The organism is Bradyrhizobium sp. CSA207 (genome assembly GCF_029051685.1).
Classification (GTDB): domain Bacteria; phylum Pseudomonadota; class Alphaproteobacteria; order Rhizobiales; family Xanthobacteraceae; genus Bradyrhizobium.
This window is the reverse complement of the sequence record NZ_JAACFT010000005.1, coordinates 174,281-186,777: the sequence shown is the minus strand read 5'-3', so window position 1 is coordinate 186,777 and position 12,497 is coordinate 174,281. Positions and strand designations below refer to the sequence as shown.

Sequence of the window (12,497 nt, the reverse complement as noted above, 5' to 3'; positions counted from 1 at the left end):
ATCACGCGCTCTGTCTTACTTCTCGTCGACGATGCGGACGAGATGGTGAACCTTCTCGATCATGCCGCGAACCGCCGGGGTGTCCGGCAGTTCGCTGACGCGGCCGATCTTGTTGAGCTTGAGCCCGATCAGCGTCGAACGCTGCGAGTGATGGCGGCGGATCGCGCTGCCGGTCTGCTCAAGCTTGATCGTCTTTGCGGCACTCTTGGCCATGGTGGTCTACTCCAAAAGCTTCCGTTAGTCGGCAGCCACCTCGGCGTCGCCGCCGATGCGGCGGGCCTGCAGGGTGGACACCTTGATGTTGCGGCGGGCTGCGACCGAACGCGGCGAATCCTGGTGCTTGAGCGCGTCGAAGGTCGCGCGCACCATGTTGTAGGGGTTCGACGAGCCGATCGACTTCGCCACCACGTCCTGGACGCCGAGCGTCTCGAACACGGCGCGCATCGGACCACCGGCGATGATGCCGGTACCGGCCGGGGCGGCACGCAGGTAGACACGGCCCGCGCCGTGACGGCCGGCGATGTCGTGGTGCAACGTGCGGCCCTCGCGTAGCGACACGCGGGTCAGGTTGCGCTTGGCGGATTCGGTTGCCTTGCGGATCGCCTCGGGCACTTCGCGCGCCTTGCCGTGACCGAAGCCGGCGCGGCCCTTCTGGTCGCCGATCACGACCAGCGCGGCGAAACCGAAGCGCTTGCCGCCCTTGACGACCTTGGCCACGCGGTTGATGTGGACCAGCTTGTCGACGAACTCGCTGTCGCGCTCCTCGCGCTGCTGGCGGTCACGTCCGCCGCGTTGATCGCGTCCACCACGTTGTTCGCGTTCAGCTGCCATGGTTTTTCCAATCCTTCAAAGGCTTGCGCCTCAATCCTCAAATTCCGTTAGAAGCTCAGCCCGCTCTCACGCGCCGCGTCGGCCAGTGCCTTGACGCGCCCGTGATAGAGGTAGCTGCCGCGATCGAACACGACTTCCTTGACACCCTTCTCCGCGGCGCGCTCCGCGAGCAGCTTGCCGACCGCCTTCGCCGCATCCATGTCGGCGCCGGTCTTGCCGCCGTCGCGCATCGACTTCTCGAGCGAGGAGGCGGAGGCCAGCGTCTCGCCCTTGAGGTCGTCGATGACCTGGGCGTAGATGTGCTTGGACGAGCGGAACACCGACAGGCGCGGACGGCCGCCACCGGAGCGGCGCAGCTTGAGCCGCACACTCCGTTTGCGCCGGGCATTCGTAACCTTGGCTTTCGACATGACCGGCTCCGTTACTTCTTCTTGCCTTCCTTGCGGAAGATGAATTCGCCAACATACTTCACGCCCTTGCCCTTGTAGGGCTCCGGCGGGCGATAGGCGCGGATTTCGGCCGCAACCTGGCCGACGCGCTGGATGTCGCTGCCCGTCACCGTGATCTCGGTCGGCTTCGGCACCGTGATCGTGATCCCTTCCGGGATCGCATAAACCACGTCGTGGCTGTAACCGAGCGCGAGCTGCAGGTTCTTGCCCTGCATCGCGGCGCGGTAACCGACGCCGGTGATTTCCAGCTTCTTCTCGAAGCCCTTGGTGACGCCTTCGACCAGATTCGCGACCTGGGCGCGAGCGGTACCGTACAGCGCCCGCGCGCGGTTGGTCTCGAACCGCGGCTTGACCTTGACCTGGCCGCTATCGAGCTTCACCTCGACGTCGTCATGGACGACGAACTGAAGCTGGCCCTTCGGCCCCTTCATCTTGACGGTCTGCCCGTCGACGGTCGCGGTCACACCCGACGGCACCGCTACCGGCCTTTTGCCAACACGTGACATGGATCAAAAATCCTTCTCAGAACACCGTGAAGAGGACTTCACCGCCCACGTTCGCTTCACGCGCACTGTGGTCGGCCATGATCCCCTTCGGCGTCGACAACACCGAAATACCGAGTCCGTTATTGACCCGCGGCAGGTTCTTCACCGAGGCGTAAACGCGGCGCCCGGGCTTGGAGACCCGCTCGATCTCGCGGATGACGGGCTCGCCGTCGAAATACTTCAGCTCGATCTCGATCTCGCTGCGCCCGGAGGAATGCTCGAGCGTGGCGTAACCGCGGATGTAGCCTTCGGACTTGAGCACCTCGAGCACGTTCTCGCGCATCTTCGAGCCAGGCGTGGAGACCTTGTTCTTGGAGCGCATCTGCGCGTTGCGGATGCGGGTGATCAGATCGCTGATTGGATCGTGCGTAGACATCTAAACGACCCTCCTTACCAGCTCGACTTCACGAGGCCCGGGACCATGCCCTTGGAGCCAAGTTCGCGCAGCGCGATACGGGACAGCTTGTTCTTGCGGTAGTTCGAGCGCGGACGGCCCGACAGCTCGCAGCGCAGACGAATGCGGGTCGCCGACGAATTGCGCGGCATCTCGGCGAGCTTCAGGGTCGCGGCGAACCGTTCCTCCATCGGCAGCGTCTTGTCGGCGATGATCGCCTTCAACCGTTCGCGCTTGGGGGCGGCGTTCTTCGCCATCCGCTTGCGCCGGTTGTTCTTCTCGATTGAACTCTTCTTTGCCATGCTTGGCTCCTGGGTATCCGCGTTTGAGAGGCTTTAGGTCAGCGTCTCACTGCCGGAACGGGAAATTGAAAGCGGTCAACAAGGCCCTCGCCTCGTCGTCGGTCTTGGCCGTGGTGCAGACGGTGATGTCCATACCGCGGGCCTCGGTGACCTTGTCGAAGTCGATCTCGGGGAAAATGATGTGTTCCTTGATGCCGAGCGAATAGTTGCCGCGGCCGTCGAAGCTCTTCGGGTTCAGGCCGCGGAAGTCGCGGACGCGCGGCAGCGCGACCGTCACCAGGCGATCGATGAACTCGTACATGCGGGCCTTGCGCAGCGTGACCTTGCAGCCGATCGGCTGGTTCTCACGCAGCTTGAAGGTCGCGATCGCGATGCGCGAATAGGTCACGATCGCCTTCTGGCCGGCGATCTGGGTCAATTCGGCAGCAGCGTTCTCGGCCTTCTTGCGGTCGTTGACGGAATCGCCAACGCCCATGTTCAGCACGACCTTGTCCAGCCGCGGAACCTGCATGACGTTCTCATAACCGAACTTCTCGGTCATCTCCGTCCGGATCTTCGCGTCATATTCCGCGCGCAGGCGCGGGGTGTAAGCGGTCTCAGCCATCGATCTCAGCTCCCGAGCTCTTGGCGATGCGAACTTTCTTGCCGTCCGCCAGAATCTTGAATCCGACGCGCGTCGGCTTTCCGTCCTTGCCGACATAGGCGACGTTGGACAATTGGATCGGCGCCTCTTTCGAGATGATGCCGCCCTCCTGGGCCTGCGTCTGCTTCTGGTGACGCTTGACCATGTTGATGCCGCGCACGAGTGCCGTGCCGGCGTCCGGACGCACCTCGAACACCTCGCCGGTGCGGCCCTTGTCGCGGCCGGTCAGCACGATGACCTTGTCGCCCTTGCGGATCTTCGCAGCCATCACAGCACCTCCGGCGCGAGAGAGATGATCTTCATGTGGTTCTTGGCGCGCAGCTCGCGCGGCACGGGCCCGAAGATACGGGTGCCGACCGGCTCGGCCTGGTTGTTGATCAGGACGGCGGCGTTGCGGTCGAAACGGATGACCGAACCGTCGGCGCGGCGGATGTCCTTGCGGACACGCACCACGACAGCCTTCATCACGTCGCCCTTCTTCACCTTGCCACGCGGAATCGCTTCCTTGATCGAGACGACGATAATGTCGCCGATCGTGGCGTAGCGGCGCTTGGAGCCCCCGAGCACCTTGATACACATGACACGGCGTGCGCCAGAATTATCGGCCACGTCGAGGTTGGTCTGCATCTGAATCATTGATGCACCTCGTCCTCTTCTATTTGCGCCAGCCTAGCCGGCGCTCAACATTTTCCCGAAGTCAGTCGGCCAGGGCCAACAGATCAGGCGCTTTTCTTGTGTTCGCCCCGGATCACGACCCAGCGCTTCAACTTCGAAATCGGCTTCGATTCCTCGATCCACACCATATCGCCCGGCTTGAACTCGTTGCTCTCGTCGTGCGCGTGGTAGTTCTTCGAACGGCGGATCGTCTTCTTGTAGATCGGGTGCGTGAAGCGGCGATCGACGCGCACAACGACCGTCTTGGCTGTCTTGTCGCTGACGACCACGCCCTGCAAAGTACGTTTCGGCATCTTCGTAAGCCTCTTACTTCTTCTTCGCGCGCTGCTGCGCGGCGATGGTCTTGATCCGGGCGATGTCGCGGCGTGCTTCGCGCAGGCGCGAGGTGTTCTCGAGCTGCCCGGTGGCACGCTGGAAGCGCAGGTTGAAGCGCTCCTTCTTCAGGTTCAGGATGGCGTCATCCTGCTGGTCGGGGCTCAACGCGCGGATGTCTTCGATCTTCATCTGGGCCATGGCCATTACTCCGCAATGCGCTCGACGAAGCGCGTCTTGATCGGCAGCTTGGCGGCCGCCAGGGTCAGCGCTTCACGCGCCGTCTGGGTGTTGACGCCGTCGATCTCGAACAGCACCCGGCCCGGCTTGACGCGCGCGACCCACAGCTCCGGCGAGCCCTTGCCGGAGCCCATGCGGACTTCGGCAGGCTTCTTCGACACGGGAACGTCGGGGAACACGCGGATCCAGACGCGGCCGGCACGCTTCATATGGCGGGTCAGCGCGCGGCGGGCGGCCTCGATCTGGCGCGCGGTGACGCGCTCAGGCTCGGTCGCCTTCAGGCCGAACTGGCCGAACGCCAACGTCGCGCCCGAAGTCGCCACGCCGTGGATACGGCCCTTATGCGCCTTCCGGAACTTCGTTTTCTTAGGTTGCATCATGGCTTCAAGCCCTCAAATTCTCTGTGCTGGCGTCAGGCCGCAGCGTTGTCACGGCGCTGCCGGCCGCCGCCACCACCGCCACCGATGTCACCTTCGGCCATTCTCTTGTCCTGGGCCATCGGATCGTGCTCGAGGATCTCGCCCTTGAAGATCCAGACCTTGACGCCGCAGGTGCCGAAAGTCGTGAACGCGGTCGCAACGCCGTAATCGATGTCCGCGCGCAGCGTGTGCAGCGGCACGCGACCTTCGCGGTACCACTCCATGCGCGCGATTTCCGCACCGCCCAGGCGACCCGAGCAGTTGATGCGGATGCCTTCGGCGCCCAGACGCATCGCCGACTGCACGGCGCGCTTCATGGCGCGGCGGAACGCCACGCGGCGCTCGAGCTGCTGCGCGATCGACTCGGCCACCAGCGTCGCATCGAGCTCCGGCTTGCGGATCTCGACGATGTTGATGACGACGTCGGACGAGGTGATGTCGGACACCTTCTTGCGCAGCTTGTCGATGTCCGCGCCCTTCTTGCCGATCACAACGCCCGGACGGGCCGAGTGAATGGTGACGCGGCACTTCTTGTGCGGACGCTCGATCACGATGCGGGCGACGGCGGCCTGCTTGAGCTCCTTGTGCAGGATCTCGCGGATCTTGACGTCCTCGTGCAGAAGCTTGCCGTATTCCTGCTTGCCGGCGAACCAGCGGGAATCCCAGGTCCGGTTGATGCCCAGACGCAGACCGATCGGATTGATCTTTTGACCCATCGTTTGCTCCTGCGTTCCTTAAGCCGCTGCTTCGGCTTCGACCTGACGAACAATGATCGTCAGCTGCGAAAATGGTTTGTAGACACGGCCAGAACGGCCACGGCCGCGCGGCGCAAATCGCTTCATCACGAGGCCGTTGCCGACGAACGCCTGGGTCACGACGAGATCGTCGACGTCCAGGTCGTGGTTGTTCTCGGCGTTGGCGATCGCCGATTCCAGGCACTTCTTGACGTCGACCGCGATCCGCTTGCGCGAGAACTGCAGGTCGGCGAGCGCGGCAGATGCCTTCCGGCCGCGAATGAGCTGGGCGACCAGATTGAGCTTCTGCGGGCTCACCCGCAACATCCGGGCGACCGCCTTGGCCTCGTTGTCGGCGAGGCTCCGTTCGCGCTTAGGTTTGCTCATCGTATAATCCTCAAGCCTTCTTGGCTTTCTTGTCGCCGGAGTGGCCATGGAAGGTCCGGGTCGGCGAGAACTCGCCGAACTTGTGACCGACCATTTCCTCGTTGACCGCCACCGGCACGTGCTTCTGACCGTTGTAGACGCCGAAGGTCAGGCCGACGAACTGCGGCAGGATGGTCGAGCGACGGCTCCAGATCTTGATGACGTCGTGACGGCCGGACGCGCGCGCGGCATCTGCTTTCTTGAGCAGAGAGCCTTCGACGAACGGGCCTTTCCAGACTGAACGAACCATGTCCGGCGTTCCTTACTTCTTCCGCTTGTGGCGGCTTAGGAGAATGAATTTGTTGGTCGACTTGTTGGTGCGGGTCTTCTTGCCCTTGGTCGGCTTGCCCCACGGGGTGACCGGGTGGCGACCGCCCGAGGTACGACCTTCACCACCGCCGTGCGGATGGTCGATCGGGTTCATCGAGACGCCGCGGTTGTGCGGGCGACGGCCCAGCCAACGCGTGCGGCCGGCCTTGCCGATCGAGGTGTTCATGTGATCCGGGTTCGACACCGCGCCGATCGTACCGCGGCAACGGCCGTGCACCAGGCGCTGCTCACCCGAGTTCAGGCGGATGATCACGTAATCATGGTCGCGACCGACGAGCTGGGCGTAGGTTCCCGCCGAACGGGCGAGCTGGCCGCCCTTGCCGATCTTGGTCTCGATGTTGTGGATGATCGTGCCGACCGGCATGTTGCCGAGCGGCATGACATTGCCCGGCTTCACGTCGACGTAGTTGCCGGCGATGATGGTGTCACCCACGGCCAGGCGCTGCGGCGCCAGGATGTAGGCCTGCTCACCGTCCTCGTACTTGATCAGCGCGATGAAGCCGGTGCGGTTCGGATCGTATTCCAGCCGCTCGACGGTCGCGGGAACGTCGATCTTCTCACGCTTGAAGTCGACGGTGCGCAGCGTCCGCTTGTGACCGCCGCCGCGGAACCGCACGGTGATGCGGCCGGTGTTGTTGCGACCGCCCGAGGAGTGCTTGCCTTCGGTGAGCGCCTTGACCGGCTTGCCCTTGTAGAGCGCCGAACGATCGACCATGACCAGCTGGCGCTGGCCCGGCGTCGTGGGATTGAATGTCTTCAGTGCCATCGTCGTAGGACCTTACAGACCGGTGGTCACGTCGATCCGATGACCCTCTTCGAGGGTCACGATCGCGCGCTTGGTGTTCGACTGCGAGCCGAGATTGCCGCGGAAGATCTTGGTCTTGCCCTTGCGGACCAGCGTGTTGACGCTCTTGACCTTGACGTCAAACAGCTTCTCGATCGCTTCCTTGATCTGCGGCTTGGTCGCCTTCGAGGCCACCTTGAACATGACCTTGTTGTGCTCGGACGCCAGCGTCGCCTTTTCGGTGACGACGGGAGCTACGATCACGTCGTAGTGGCGAGGCTCGATGTTCTTCGTCATTTGAAGCGCGCCTCCAGCGCATCGATGGCGGCCTTGGTCAGAACGAGCTTCTGACGGCGCAGGATGTCATAGACGTTGATGCCCTGGATAGGCAGCACGTCCATGTTCGGGATGTTGCGGGCCGCAGCGGCAAAGCCGTTGTTGAGCTCGGCGCCGTCGATGATCAGCGCGTTGGTGAGCCCGAGTCCCGAGAAATGACCGAGCAGCGCCTTGGTCTTGGCGGCTTCCAGCGCAGCCTTGTCGATCACCAGGAGATCGCCGTCCTTGGCCTTGGCCGACAGCGCGTGCTTGAGTGCAAGCGCGCGGACCTTCTTCGGCAGGTCGGTCGCGTGCGAACGCACCACCGGACCGAAGGCACGGCCGCCGCCGCGGAACTGCGGCACGCGGGCCGAGCCGTGACGAGCACCGCCGGTGCCCTTCTGCTTGTACATCTTCTTGCCGGTGCGCCAGATCTCGGCGCGGCCCTTGGCCTTGTGGGTACCGGCCTGGCGCTTGTTAAGCTGCCACTGCACGCAACGCGCAATGATGTCCTGGCGCGGCTCAAGGCCGAAAATGGCGTCCGAAAGCTGGACCGAGCCGGCTTCCTTGCCCTCGAGGGTCGTGACCTTCAATTCCATCTCACGCACCCTCCTGCTGGGCCGCAGCCTCGGCTTCGCCACCCGCAACCTTGAACTTGCCGGGCTTCGGAGCTTCCTTCGGCAGCGGCTTCTTGACGGCGTCGCGCACGCGGATCCAGCCGCCCTTGGAGCCGGGAACGGCGCCTTCGACGAGGATCAGGCCGCGCTCGACATCGGTCTGGACGACGCGAAGGTTGAGCGTGGTGATGCGATCGACACCCATGTGGCCGGGCATCTTCTTGTTCTTCCAGGTCTTGCCGGGATCCTGACGGCCACCGGTCGAACCGATCGAACGGTGCGAAACCGACACGCCGTGGGTGGCGCGCAGACCGCCGAAGTTCCAGCGCTTCATGCCGCCCGCAAAGCCCTTACCGACCGAGGTGCCGGTGACGTCGACGAACTGGCCGACGACGAAGTGATCCGCGAGGATCTCGGCGCCGACGGGGATCATGGCATCCGCGGAGACGCGGAATTCCTCGACCTGCCGCTTCGGCTCGACCTTGGCGACCGCGAACTGGCCGCGCTCTGCCTTGGGCAAGTAGACGGTCTTGCGGCTGCCAGAACCAAGCTGGAGCGCGACGTAACCGTTCTTCTCTTCGGTGCGGTGGCCTACGACCTGGCAATTGCCGAGCTTCAGCACGGTCACGGGGATATGTTCGCCGGCCTCTGTAAAGACCCGCGTCATCCCGACCTTTTGTGCGATCACTCCGGAGCGCATCGGCGTGCTTCCTGTTCTTTCTGTCCGCAAGTCGCGAACGTGATCCAAAAATCTTAGAGCTTGATCTCGACGTCGACACCGGCGGCCAGATCGAGCTTCATCAAAGCATCGACGGTCTGCGGGGTCGGATCGACGATGTCGAGCAGGCGCTTGTGAGTGCGCATCTCGAACTGTTCGCGGCTCTTCTTGTCGACGTGTGGCGAACGGTTGACGGTGAACTTCTCGATGCGGGTGGGCAGCGGAATGGGTCCGCGAACCTGCGCGCCGGTACGTTTCGCCGTGTTCACGATCTCTCGGGTCGACGTATCGAGAATACGATGGTCGAACGCCTTGAGACGGATACGAATATTTTGGCCGTTCATTGCCGTGTCTTTCTTAGTGAGTGGCGAGTAGCGAATAGCGAATGGATTTCATCCACTCGCCACTCGCCATTCCCTATTCGCTTGATTACTCGATGATCGAGGCGACGACGCCGGCGCCGACGGTACGGCCGCCTTCGCGGATCGCGAAGCGGAGCTTCTCTTCCATCGCGATCGGCACGATCAGGTGCACTTCCATCGCGATGTTGTCGCCGGGCATCACCATCTCGGTGCCTTCCGGCAGATGCACGACACCGGTCACGTCGGTGGTGCGGAAGTAGAACTGCGGACGGTAGTTGGTGAAGAACGGGGTGTGGCGACCGCCCTCTTCCTTGGTGAGGATGTAGGCCTCGGCCTTGAACTTGGTGTGCGGCTTGACCGAACCCGGCTTCGCCAGCACCTGGCCGCGCTCGACGTCCTCGCGCTTGGTGCCGCGGAGCAGTGCGCCGATGTTGTCGCCCGCCTGGCCCTGGTCGAGCAGCTTGCGGAACATTTCGACGCCGGTGACCGTGGTCTTCTGGGTCGCACGCAGACCGACGATCTCGATTTCCTCGCCGACCTTGACGATGCCGCGCTCGACACGGCCGGTCACGACGGTGCCGCGGCCCGAGATCGAGAACACGTCTTCGACCGGCATCAGGAACGGCTGGTCGATCGGACGCTCCGGCTGCGGGATGTACTCGTCGACGTTCTTCATCAGTTCGAGGATGGCGTCGTGGCCGAGCTTCTTGTCGGAATCTTCGAGAGCGGCGAGCGCCGAGCCCTTGATGATCGGGATCTTGTCGCCCGGGAATTCGTACTTCGAGAGCAGCTCGCGGACTTCGAGCTCGACGAGCTCGAGCAGTTCCGGATCGTCGACCATGTCGCACTTGTTGAGGAACACGACGAGCGCGGGAACGCCGACCTGGCGGGCGAGCAGGATGTGCTCGCGGGTCTGCGGCATCGGGCCGTCAGCGGCCGACACGACCAGGATCGCACCATCCATCTGGGCGGCGCCGGTGATCATGTTCTTGACGTAGTCGGCGTGGCCGGGGCAGTCGACGTGGGCGTAATGGCGGTTCTTGGTCTCGTACTCGACGTGCGCCGTCGAGATGGTGATACCGCGTGCCTTCTCTTCCGGCGCCTTGTCGATCTGGTCGTACGCCGTGAACGTCGCACCGCCGGTCTCGGCGAGGATCTTGGTGATCGCCGCGGTCAGCGACGTCTTGCCATGGTCGACGTGACCGATGGTGCCGATGTTGCAGTGCGGTTTGTTACGTTCAAACTTTGCTTTGGCCATTTGACTCTCCGTTCAATCGTCAGTTCGAGACCGACGACAATCAGGCAAACTTCTTCTGGACTTCTGCCGACACGTTCGCCGGCGCTTCTGCGTAGTGGTCGAATTGCATGGTGAAGGTTGCGCGACCCTGGCTCATCGAGCGCAGGTTATTCACGTAACCGAACATGTTCATGAGCGGCACCATCGCGTTGATGACGTTGGCGTTGCCGCGCATGTCTTGACCCTGGATCTGACCGCGCCGGGAATTCAGGTCGCCGATGACCGAGCCGGTGTAATCTTCCGGGGTCACCACTTCGACCTTCATGATCGGCTCGAGCAGGACGGACTTGCCCTTCTGCAAGGCTTCGCGGAATGCAGCACGCGAAGCGATTTCGAAGGCGAGCGCCGACGAGTCGACGTCGTGATATTTGCCGTCGACGAGCTGCACCTTGACGTCGACCACGGGGAAGCCGGCAACGACGCCAGAGCTCAAGACGCTGTTGATGCCCTTTTCGACGCCGGGGATGTATTCCTTCGGCACCGCACCGCCGACGATCTTGGACTCGAACTCATAACCCTTGCCGGGCTCGTTCGGCTCCACGATGATCGACACTTCGGCGAACTGACCGGTACCGCCGGTCTGCTTCTTGTGGGTGTACTTGACTTCGGACTTCTTGGTCACGCGCTCGCGGAACGCCACCTGCGGCGCGCCGATGTTGGCGTCGACCTTGTAGGTGCGCCGGAGGATGTCGACCTTGATGTCGAGATGGAGTTCGCCCATGCCCTTGAGGATGGTCTGGCCGGACTCCTGGTCGGTCGACACGCGGAAGGACGGATCCTCCGCGGCGAGCTTCGCCAGCGCCACGCCCAGCTTCTCCTGGTCGGCCTTCGACTTCGGCTCGATCGCGATCTCGATGACCGGCTCGGGGAATTCCATCTTTTCGAGGATCACCTGCTTGTCAGGATCGCACAGCGTGTCACCGGTGCGCGCTTCCTTCAGACCGGCCAGCGCAACGATGTCGCCGGCATAGGCTTCCTTGATGTCTTCGCGGTTGTTCGCATGCATCAGCAGCATGCGCCCGATGCGCTCCTTCTTCTCGCGCGTCGAGTTCACGACACCGGTGCCGCTCTGCAGGACGCCCGAATAGATGCGGCAGAAGGTGATGGTGCCGACGAACGGATCGTCCATGATCTTGAACGCGAGCAGCGCGAGCGGCTCCTTGTCGTCGGCCTTGCGCACGACCTCGTTGCCGCGGTCATCGGTGCCCTTGATCGCAGGCACGTCGATCGGCGACGGCAGATAGTCGACGACGGCGTCGAGCAGCGGCTGCACGCCCTTGTTCTTGAAGGCCGAGCCGCACAGCACGGGATAGAACGCGCCGGTCAGCACCGCCTTGCGGATCAGCCGCTTCAGCGTCGCTTCGTCCGGCTCGTTGCCGTCGAGGAAAGCGGCGAGCGCATCGTCGTCGAGCTCGACGGCGGCTTCCACCATCTTCTCGCGGTATTCCTTGGCCTGATCGACGAGATCTTCCGGGATGTCGACATAGTCGAACTTCGCACCGAGCGATTCATCGTTCCAGACGATGCCCTTCATCTTCACGAGGTCGACGAGACCTTTGAAGTTGTTCTCGGCGCCGATCGGAAGCTGGATCGCGATCGGCTTGGCGCCGAGGCGATCGACGATGTCGGCCAGGCACTTGAAGAAATCGGCGCCGGTCTTGTCCATCTTGTTGGCGAAGACGATGCGCGGAACTTTGTACTTGTCGCCCTGGCGCCAGACCGTCTCGGTCTGCGGCTCGACGCCCTGGTTGCTATCGAGCACGCAGACGGCGCCGTCGAGCACGCGCAGCGAACGCTCGACTTCGATGGTGAAGTCGACGTGGCCGGGAGTGTCGATGATGTTCAGGCGCTTGCCGGCCCAGAACGCGGTGGTGGCAGCAGAGGTGATCGTGATGCCACGCTCCTGCTCCTGCTCCATCCAGTCCATCGTCGCGGCACCTTCGTGCACTTCGCCGATCTTGTGGCTCTTGCCGGTGTAATAGAGGATGCGCTCGGTCGTCGTGGTCTTGCCGGCGTCGATATGCGCCATGATACCGAAGTTGCGGTAGTCCTCGATGGCATGTTGGCGGGGCATGGGCGTTCCTTGCGAGTCCGTTGGCTTCGC

The 12,497-nt window shown here is 63.2% G+C and carries 22 protein-coding genes; all 22 read right to left on the bottom strand.

The features are described from left to right. Positions 1-15 precede the first annotated feature (15 nt). Positions 16-213, bottom strand: a complete 198-nt coding sequence (gene rpmD, locus GWG65_RS07250) for a 50S ribosomal protein L30 (RefSeq protein ID WP_148737839.1) — start codon at positions 211-213, stop codon at positions 16-18. A 24-nt stretch (positions 214-237) separates the two neighbouring features. Continuing rightward, a complete protein-coding gene (gene rpsE, locus GWG65_RS07245) occupies positions 238-831 on the bottom strand; it encodes a 30S ribosomal protein S5 (protein ID WP_275194688.1) in 594 nt (197 codons plus the stop codon). A gap of 47 nt (positions 832-878) precedes the next feature. Beyond that, entirely contained in the window at positions 879-1,241 is a 363-nt protein-coding gene (gene rplR / locus GWG65_RS07240) for a 50S ribosomal protein L18 (protein WP_275194687.1), read from the bottom strand. An 11-nt stretch (positions 1,242-1,252) separates the two neighbouring features. Then, positions 1,253-1,786, bottom strand: coding sequence for a 50S ribosomal protein L6 (gene rplF / locus GWG65_RS07235; RefSeq protein WP_275194686.1), 534 nt, complete (start codon positions 1,784-1,786; stop codon positions 1,253-1,255). A 16-nt stretch (positions 1,787-1,802) separates the two neighbouring features. Next, positions 1,803-2,201 (bottom strand): 30S ribosomal protein S8, encoded by a 399-nt coding sequence (gene rpsH / locus GWG65_RS07230; RefSeq protein ID WP_007603034.1) that lies wholly within the window; start codon positions 2,199-2,201, stop codon positions 1,803-1,805. 14 nt (positions 2,202-2,215) lie between these two features. Then, a complete protein-coding gene (gene rpsN, locus GWG65_RS07225) occupies positions 2,216-2,521 on the bottom strand; it encodes a 30S ribosomal protein S14 (protein ID WP_148737843.1) in 306 nt (101 codons plus the stop codon). A gap of 46 nt (positions 2,522-2,567) precedes the next feature. Beyond that, positions 2,568-3,125 carry a 50S ribosomal protein L5 gene (rplE, locus tag GWG65_RS07220; RefSeq protein WP_148737844.1) on the bottom strand — a complete coding sequence of 186 codons (558 nt, stop codon included), beginning with the start codon at positions 3,123-3,125 and terminating at the stop codon, positions 2,568-2,570. Further along, the gene (rplX, locus tag GWG65_RS07215; RefSeq protein WP_148737845.1) at positions 3,118-3,432 is read right to left on the bottom strand and encodes a 50S ribosomal protein L24; all 315 of its coding nucleotides are present in this window, start codon (positions 3,430-3,432) and stop codon (positions 3,118-3,120) included. Before rplX ends, rplE begins: the two co-directional genes overlap by 8 nt. After that, positions 3,432-3,800, bottom strand: a complete 369-nt coding sequence (gene rplN / locus GWG65_RS07210) for a 50S ribosomal protein L14 (protein WP_008549246.1) — start codon at positions 3,798-3,800, stop codon at positions 3,432-3,434. The genes rplX and rplN overlap by 1 nt, the downstream gene beginning before the upstream one ends. Positions 3,801-3,883: 83 nt before the next feature. Next, entirely contained in the window at positions 3,884-4,132 is a 249-nt protein-coding gene (gene rpsQ, locus GWG65_RS07205; RefSeq protein ID WP_145660379.1) for a 30S ribosomal protein S17, read from the bottom strand. 13 nt (positions 4,133-4,145) lie between these two features. Continuing rightward, the gene (gene rpmC / locus GWG65_RS07200) at positions 4,146-4,352 is read right to left on the bottom strand and encodes a 50S ribosomal protein L29 (RefSeq protein ID WP_148737846.1); all 207 of its coding nucleotides are present in this window, start codon (positions 4,350-4,352) and stop codon (positions 4,146-4,148) included. A 5-nt stretch (positions 4,353-4,357) separates the two neighbouring features. Continuing rightward, entirely contained in the window at positions 4,358-4,771 is a 414-nt protein-coding gene (gene rplP / locus GWG65_RS07195; RefSeq protein ID WP_027535296.1) for a 50S ribosomal protein L16, read from the bottom strand. A gap of 32 nt (positions 4,772-4,803) precedes the next feature. Next, the gene (rpsC, locus tag GWG65_RS07190; protein WP_275194685.1) at positions 4,804-5,526 is read right to left on the bottom strand and encodes a 30S ribosomal protein S3; all 723 of its coding nucleotides are present in this window, start codon (positions 5,524-5,526) and stop codon (positions 4,804-4,806) included. A gap of 18 nt (positions 5,527-5,544) precedes the next feature. Further along, positions 5,545-5,931: a 50S ribosomal protein L22 gene (gene rplV, locus GWG65_RS07185; protein WP_247387520.1), complete on the bottom strand. Its 387-nt coding sequence runs from the start codon at positions 5,929-5,931 to the stop codon at positions 5,545-5,547. A 10-nt stretch (positions 5,932-5,941) separates the two neighbouring features. After that, positions 5,942-6,220: a 30S ribosomal protein S19 gene (gene rpsS, locus GWG65_RS07180; RefSeq protein WP_008136357.1), complete on the bottom strand. Its 279-nt coding sequence runs from the start codon at positions 6,218-6,220 to the stop codon at positions 5,942-5,944. 12 nt (positions 6,221-6,232) lie between these two features. Continuing rightward, on the bottom strand, positions 6,233-7,066 hold the full coding sequence (gene rplB / locus GWG65_RS07175; protein ID WP_275194684.1) for a 50S ribosomal protein L2: 834 nt from the start codon (positions 7,064-7,066) through the stop codon (positions 6,233-6,235). A gap of 12 nt (positions 7,067-7,078) precedes the next feature. Then, positions 7,079-7,381, bottom strand: coding sequence for a 50S ribosomal protein L23 (locus tag GWG65_RS07170; RefSeq protein WP_148737850.1), 303 nt, complete (start codon positions 7,379-7,381; stop codon positions 7,079-7,081). Then, complete coding sequence (gene rplD, locus GWG65_RS07165; RefSeq protein ID WP_011088150.1) at positions 7,378-7,998, bottom strand: 50S ribosomal protein L4; 621 nt, start codon at positions 7,996-7,998, stop codon at positions 7,378-7,380. The genes GWG65_RS07170 and rplD overlap by 4 nt, the downstream gene beginning before the upstream one ends. A 1-nt stretch (position 7,999) precedes the next feature. Further along, positions 8,000-8,716 carry a 50S ribosomal protein L3 gene (rplC, locus tag GWG65_RS07160; protein ID WP_275194683.1) on the bottom strand — a complete coding sequence of 239 codons (717 nt, stop codon included), beginning with the start codon at positions 8,714-8,716 and terminating at the stop codon, positions 8,000-8,002. A 53-nt stretch (positions 8,717-8,769) separates the two neighbouring features. After that, on the bottom strand, positions 8,770-9,078 hold the full coding sequence (rpsJ, locus tag GWG65_RS07155; RefSeq protein WP_002712302.1) for a 30S ribosomal protein S10: 309 nt from the start codon (positions 9,076-9,078) through the stop codon (positions 8,770-8,772). An 85-nt stretch (positions 9,079-9,163) separates the two neighbouring features. Continuing rightward, complete coding sequence (gene tuf / locus GWG65_RS07150; RefSeq protein ID WP_129268061.1) at positions 9,164-10,354, bottom strand: elongation factor Tu; 1,191 nt, start codon at positions 10,352-10,354, stop codon at positions 9,164-9,166. Between the two features lie 40 nt (positions 10,355-10,394). After that, positions 10,395-12,467, bottom strand: a complete 2,073-nt coding sequence (gene fusA, locus GWG65_RS07145) for an elongation factor G (protein ID WP_275194682.1) — start codon at positions 12,465-12,467, stop codon at positions 10,395-10,397. Positions 12,468-12,497: the final 30 nt, after the last annotated feature.

Bases quoted from the DNA above. Each gene is read 5' to 3' on its own strand.
- rpmD (WP_148737839.1), bottom strand. From the start codon at position 213: ATGGCCAAGAGTGCCGCAAAGACGATCAAGCTTGAGCAGACCGGCAGC.
- rpsE (WP_275194688.1), bottom strand. From the start codon at position 831: ATGGCAGCTGAACGCGAACAACGTGGTGGACGCGATCAACGCGGCGGA.
- rplR (WP_275194687.1), bottom strand. From the start codon at position 1,241: ATGTCGAAAGCCAAGGTTACGAATGCCCGGCGCAAACGGAGTGTGCGG.
- rplF (WP_275194686.1), bottom strand. From the start codon at position 1,786: ATGTCACGTGTTGGCAAAAGGCCGGTAGCGGTGCCGTCGGGTGTGACC.
- rpsH (WP_007603034.1), bottom strand. From the start codon at position 2,201: ATGTCTACGCACGATCCAATCAGCGATCTGATCACCCGCATCCGCAAC.
- rpsN (WP_148737843.1), bottom strand. From the start codon at position 2,521: ATGGCAAAGAAGAGTTCAATCGAGAAGAACAACCGGCGCAAGCGGATG.
- rplE (WP_148737844.1), bottom strand. From the start codon at position 3,125: ATGGCTGAGACCGCTTACACCCCGCGCCTGCGCGCGGAATATGACGCG.
- rplX (WP_148737845.1), bottom strand. From the start codon at position 3,432: ATGGCTGCGAAGATCCGCAAGGGCGACAAGGTCATCGTGCTGACCGGC.
- rplN (WP_008549246.1), bottom strand. From the start codon at position 3,800: ATGATTCAGATGCAGACCAACCTCGACGTGGCCGATAATTCTGGCGCA.
- rpsQ (WP_145660379.1), bottom strand. From the start codon at position 4,132: ATGCCGAAACGTACTTTGCAGGGCGTGGTCGTCAGCGACAAGACAGCC.
- rpmC (WP_148737846.1), bottom strand. From the start codon at position 4,352: ATGGCCCAGATGAAGATCGAAGACATCCGCGCGTTGAGCCCCGACCAG.
- rplP (WP_027535296.1), bottom strand. From the start codon at position 4,771: ATGATGCAACCTAAGAAAACGAAGTTCCGGAAGGCGCATAAGGGCCGT.
- rpsC (WP_275194685.1), bottom strand. From the start codon at position 5,526: ATGGGTCAAAAGATCAATCCGATCGGTCTGCGTCTGGGCATCAACCGG.
- rplV (WP_247387520.1), bottom strand. From the start codon at position 5,931: ATGAGCAAACCTAAGCGCGAACGGAGCCTCGCCGACAACGAGGCCAAG.
- rpsS (WP_008136357.1), bottom strand. From the start codon at position 6,220: ATGGTTCGTTCAGTCTGGAAAGGCCCGTTCGTCGAAGGCTCTCTGCTC.
- rplB (WP_275194684.1), bottom strand. From the start codon at position 7,066: ATGGCACTGAAGACATTCAATCCCACGACGCCGGGCCAGCGCCAGCTG.
- GWG65_RS07170 (WP_148737850.1), bottom strand. From the start codon at position 7,381: ATGACGAAGAACATCGAGCCTCGCCACTACGACGTGATCGTAGCTCCC.
- rplD (WP_011088150.1), bottom strand. From the start codon at position 7,998: ATGGAATTGAAGGTCACGACCCTCGAGGGCAAGGAAGCCGGCTCGGTC.
- rplC (WP_275194683.1), bottom strand. From the start codon at position 8,716: ATGCGCTCCGGAGTGATCGCACAAAAGGTCGGGATGACGCGGGTCTTT.
- rpsJ (WP_002712302.1), bottom strand. From the start codon at position 9,078: ATGAACGGCCAAAATATTCGTATCCGTCTCAAGGCGTTCGACCATCGT.
- tuf (WP_129268061.1), bottom strand. From the start codon at position 10,354: ATGGCCAAAGCAAAGTTTGAACGTAACAAACCGCACTGCAACATCGGC.
- fusA (WP_275194682.1), bottom strand. From the start codon at position 12,467: ATGCCCCGCCAACATGCCATCGAGGACTACCGCAACTTCGGTATCATG.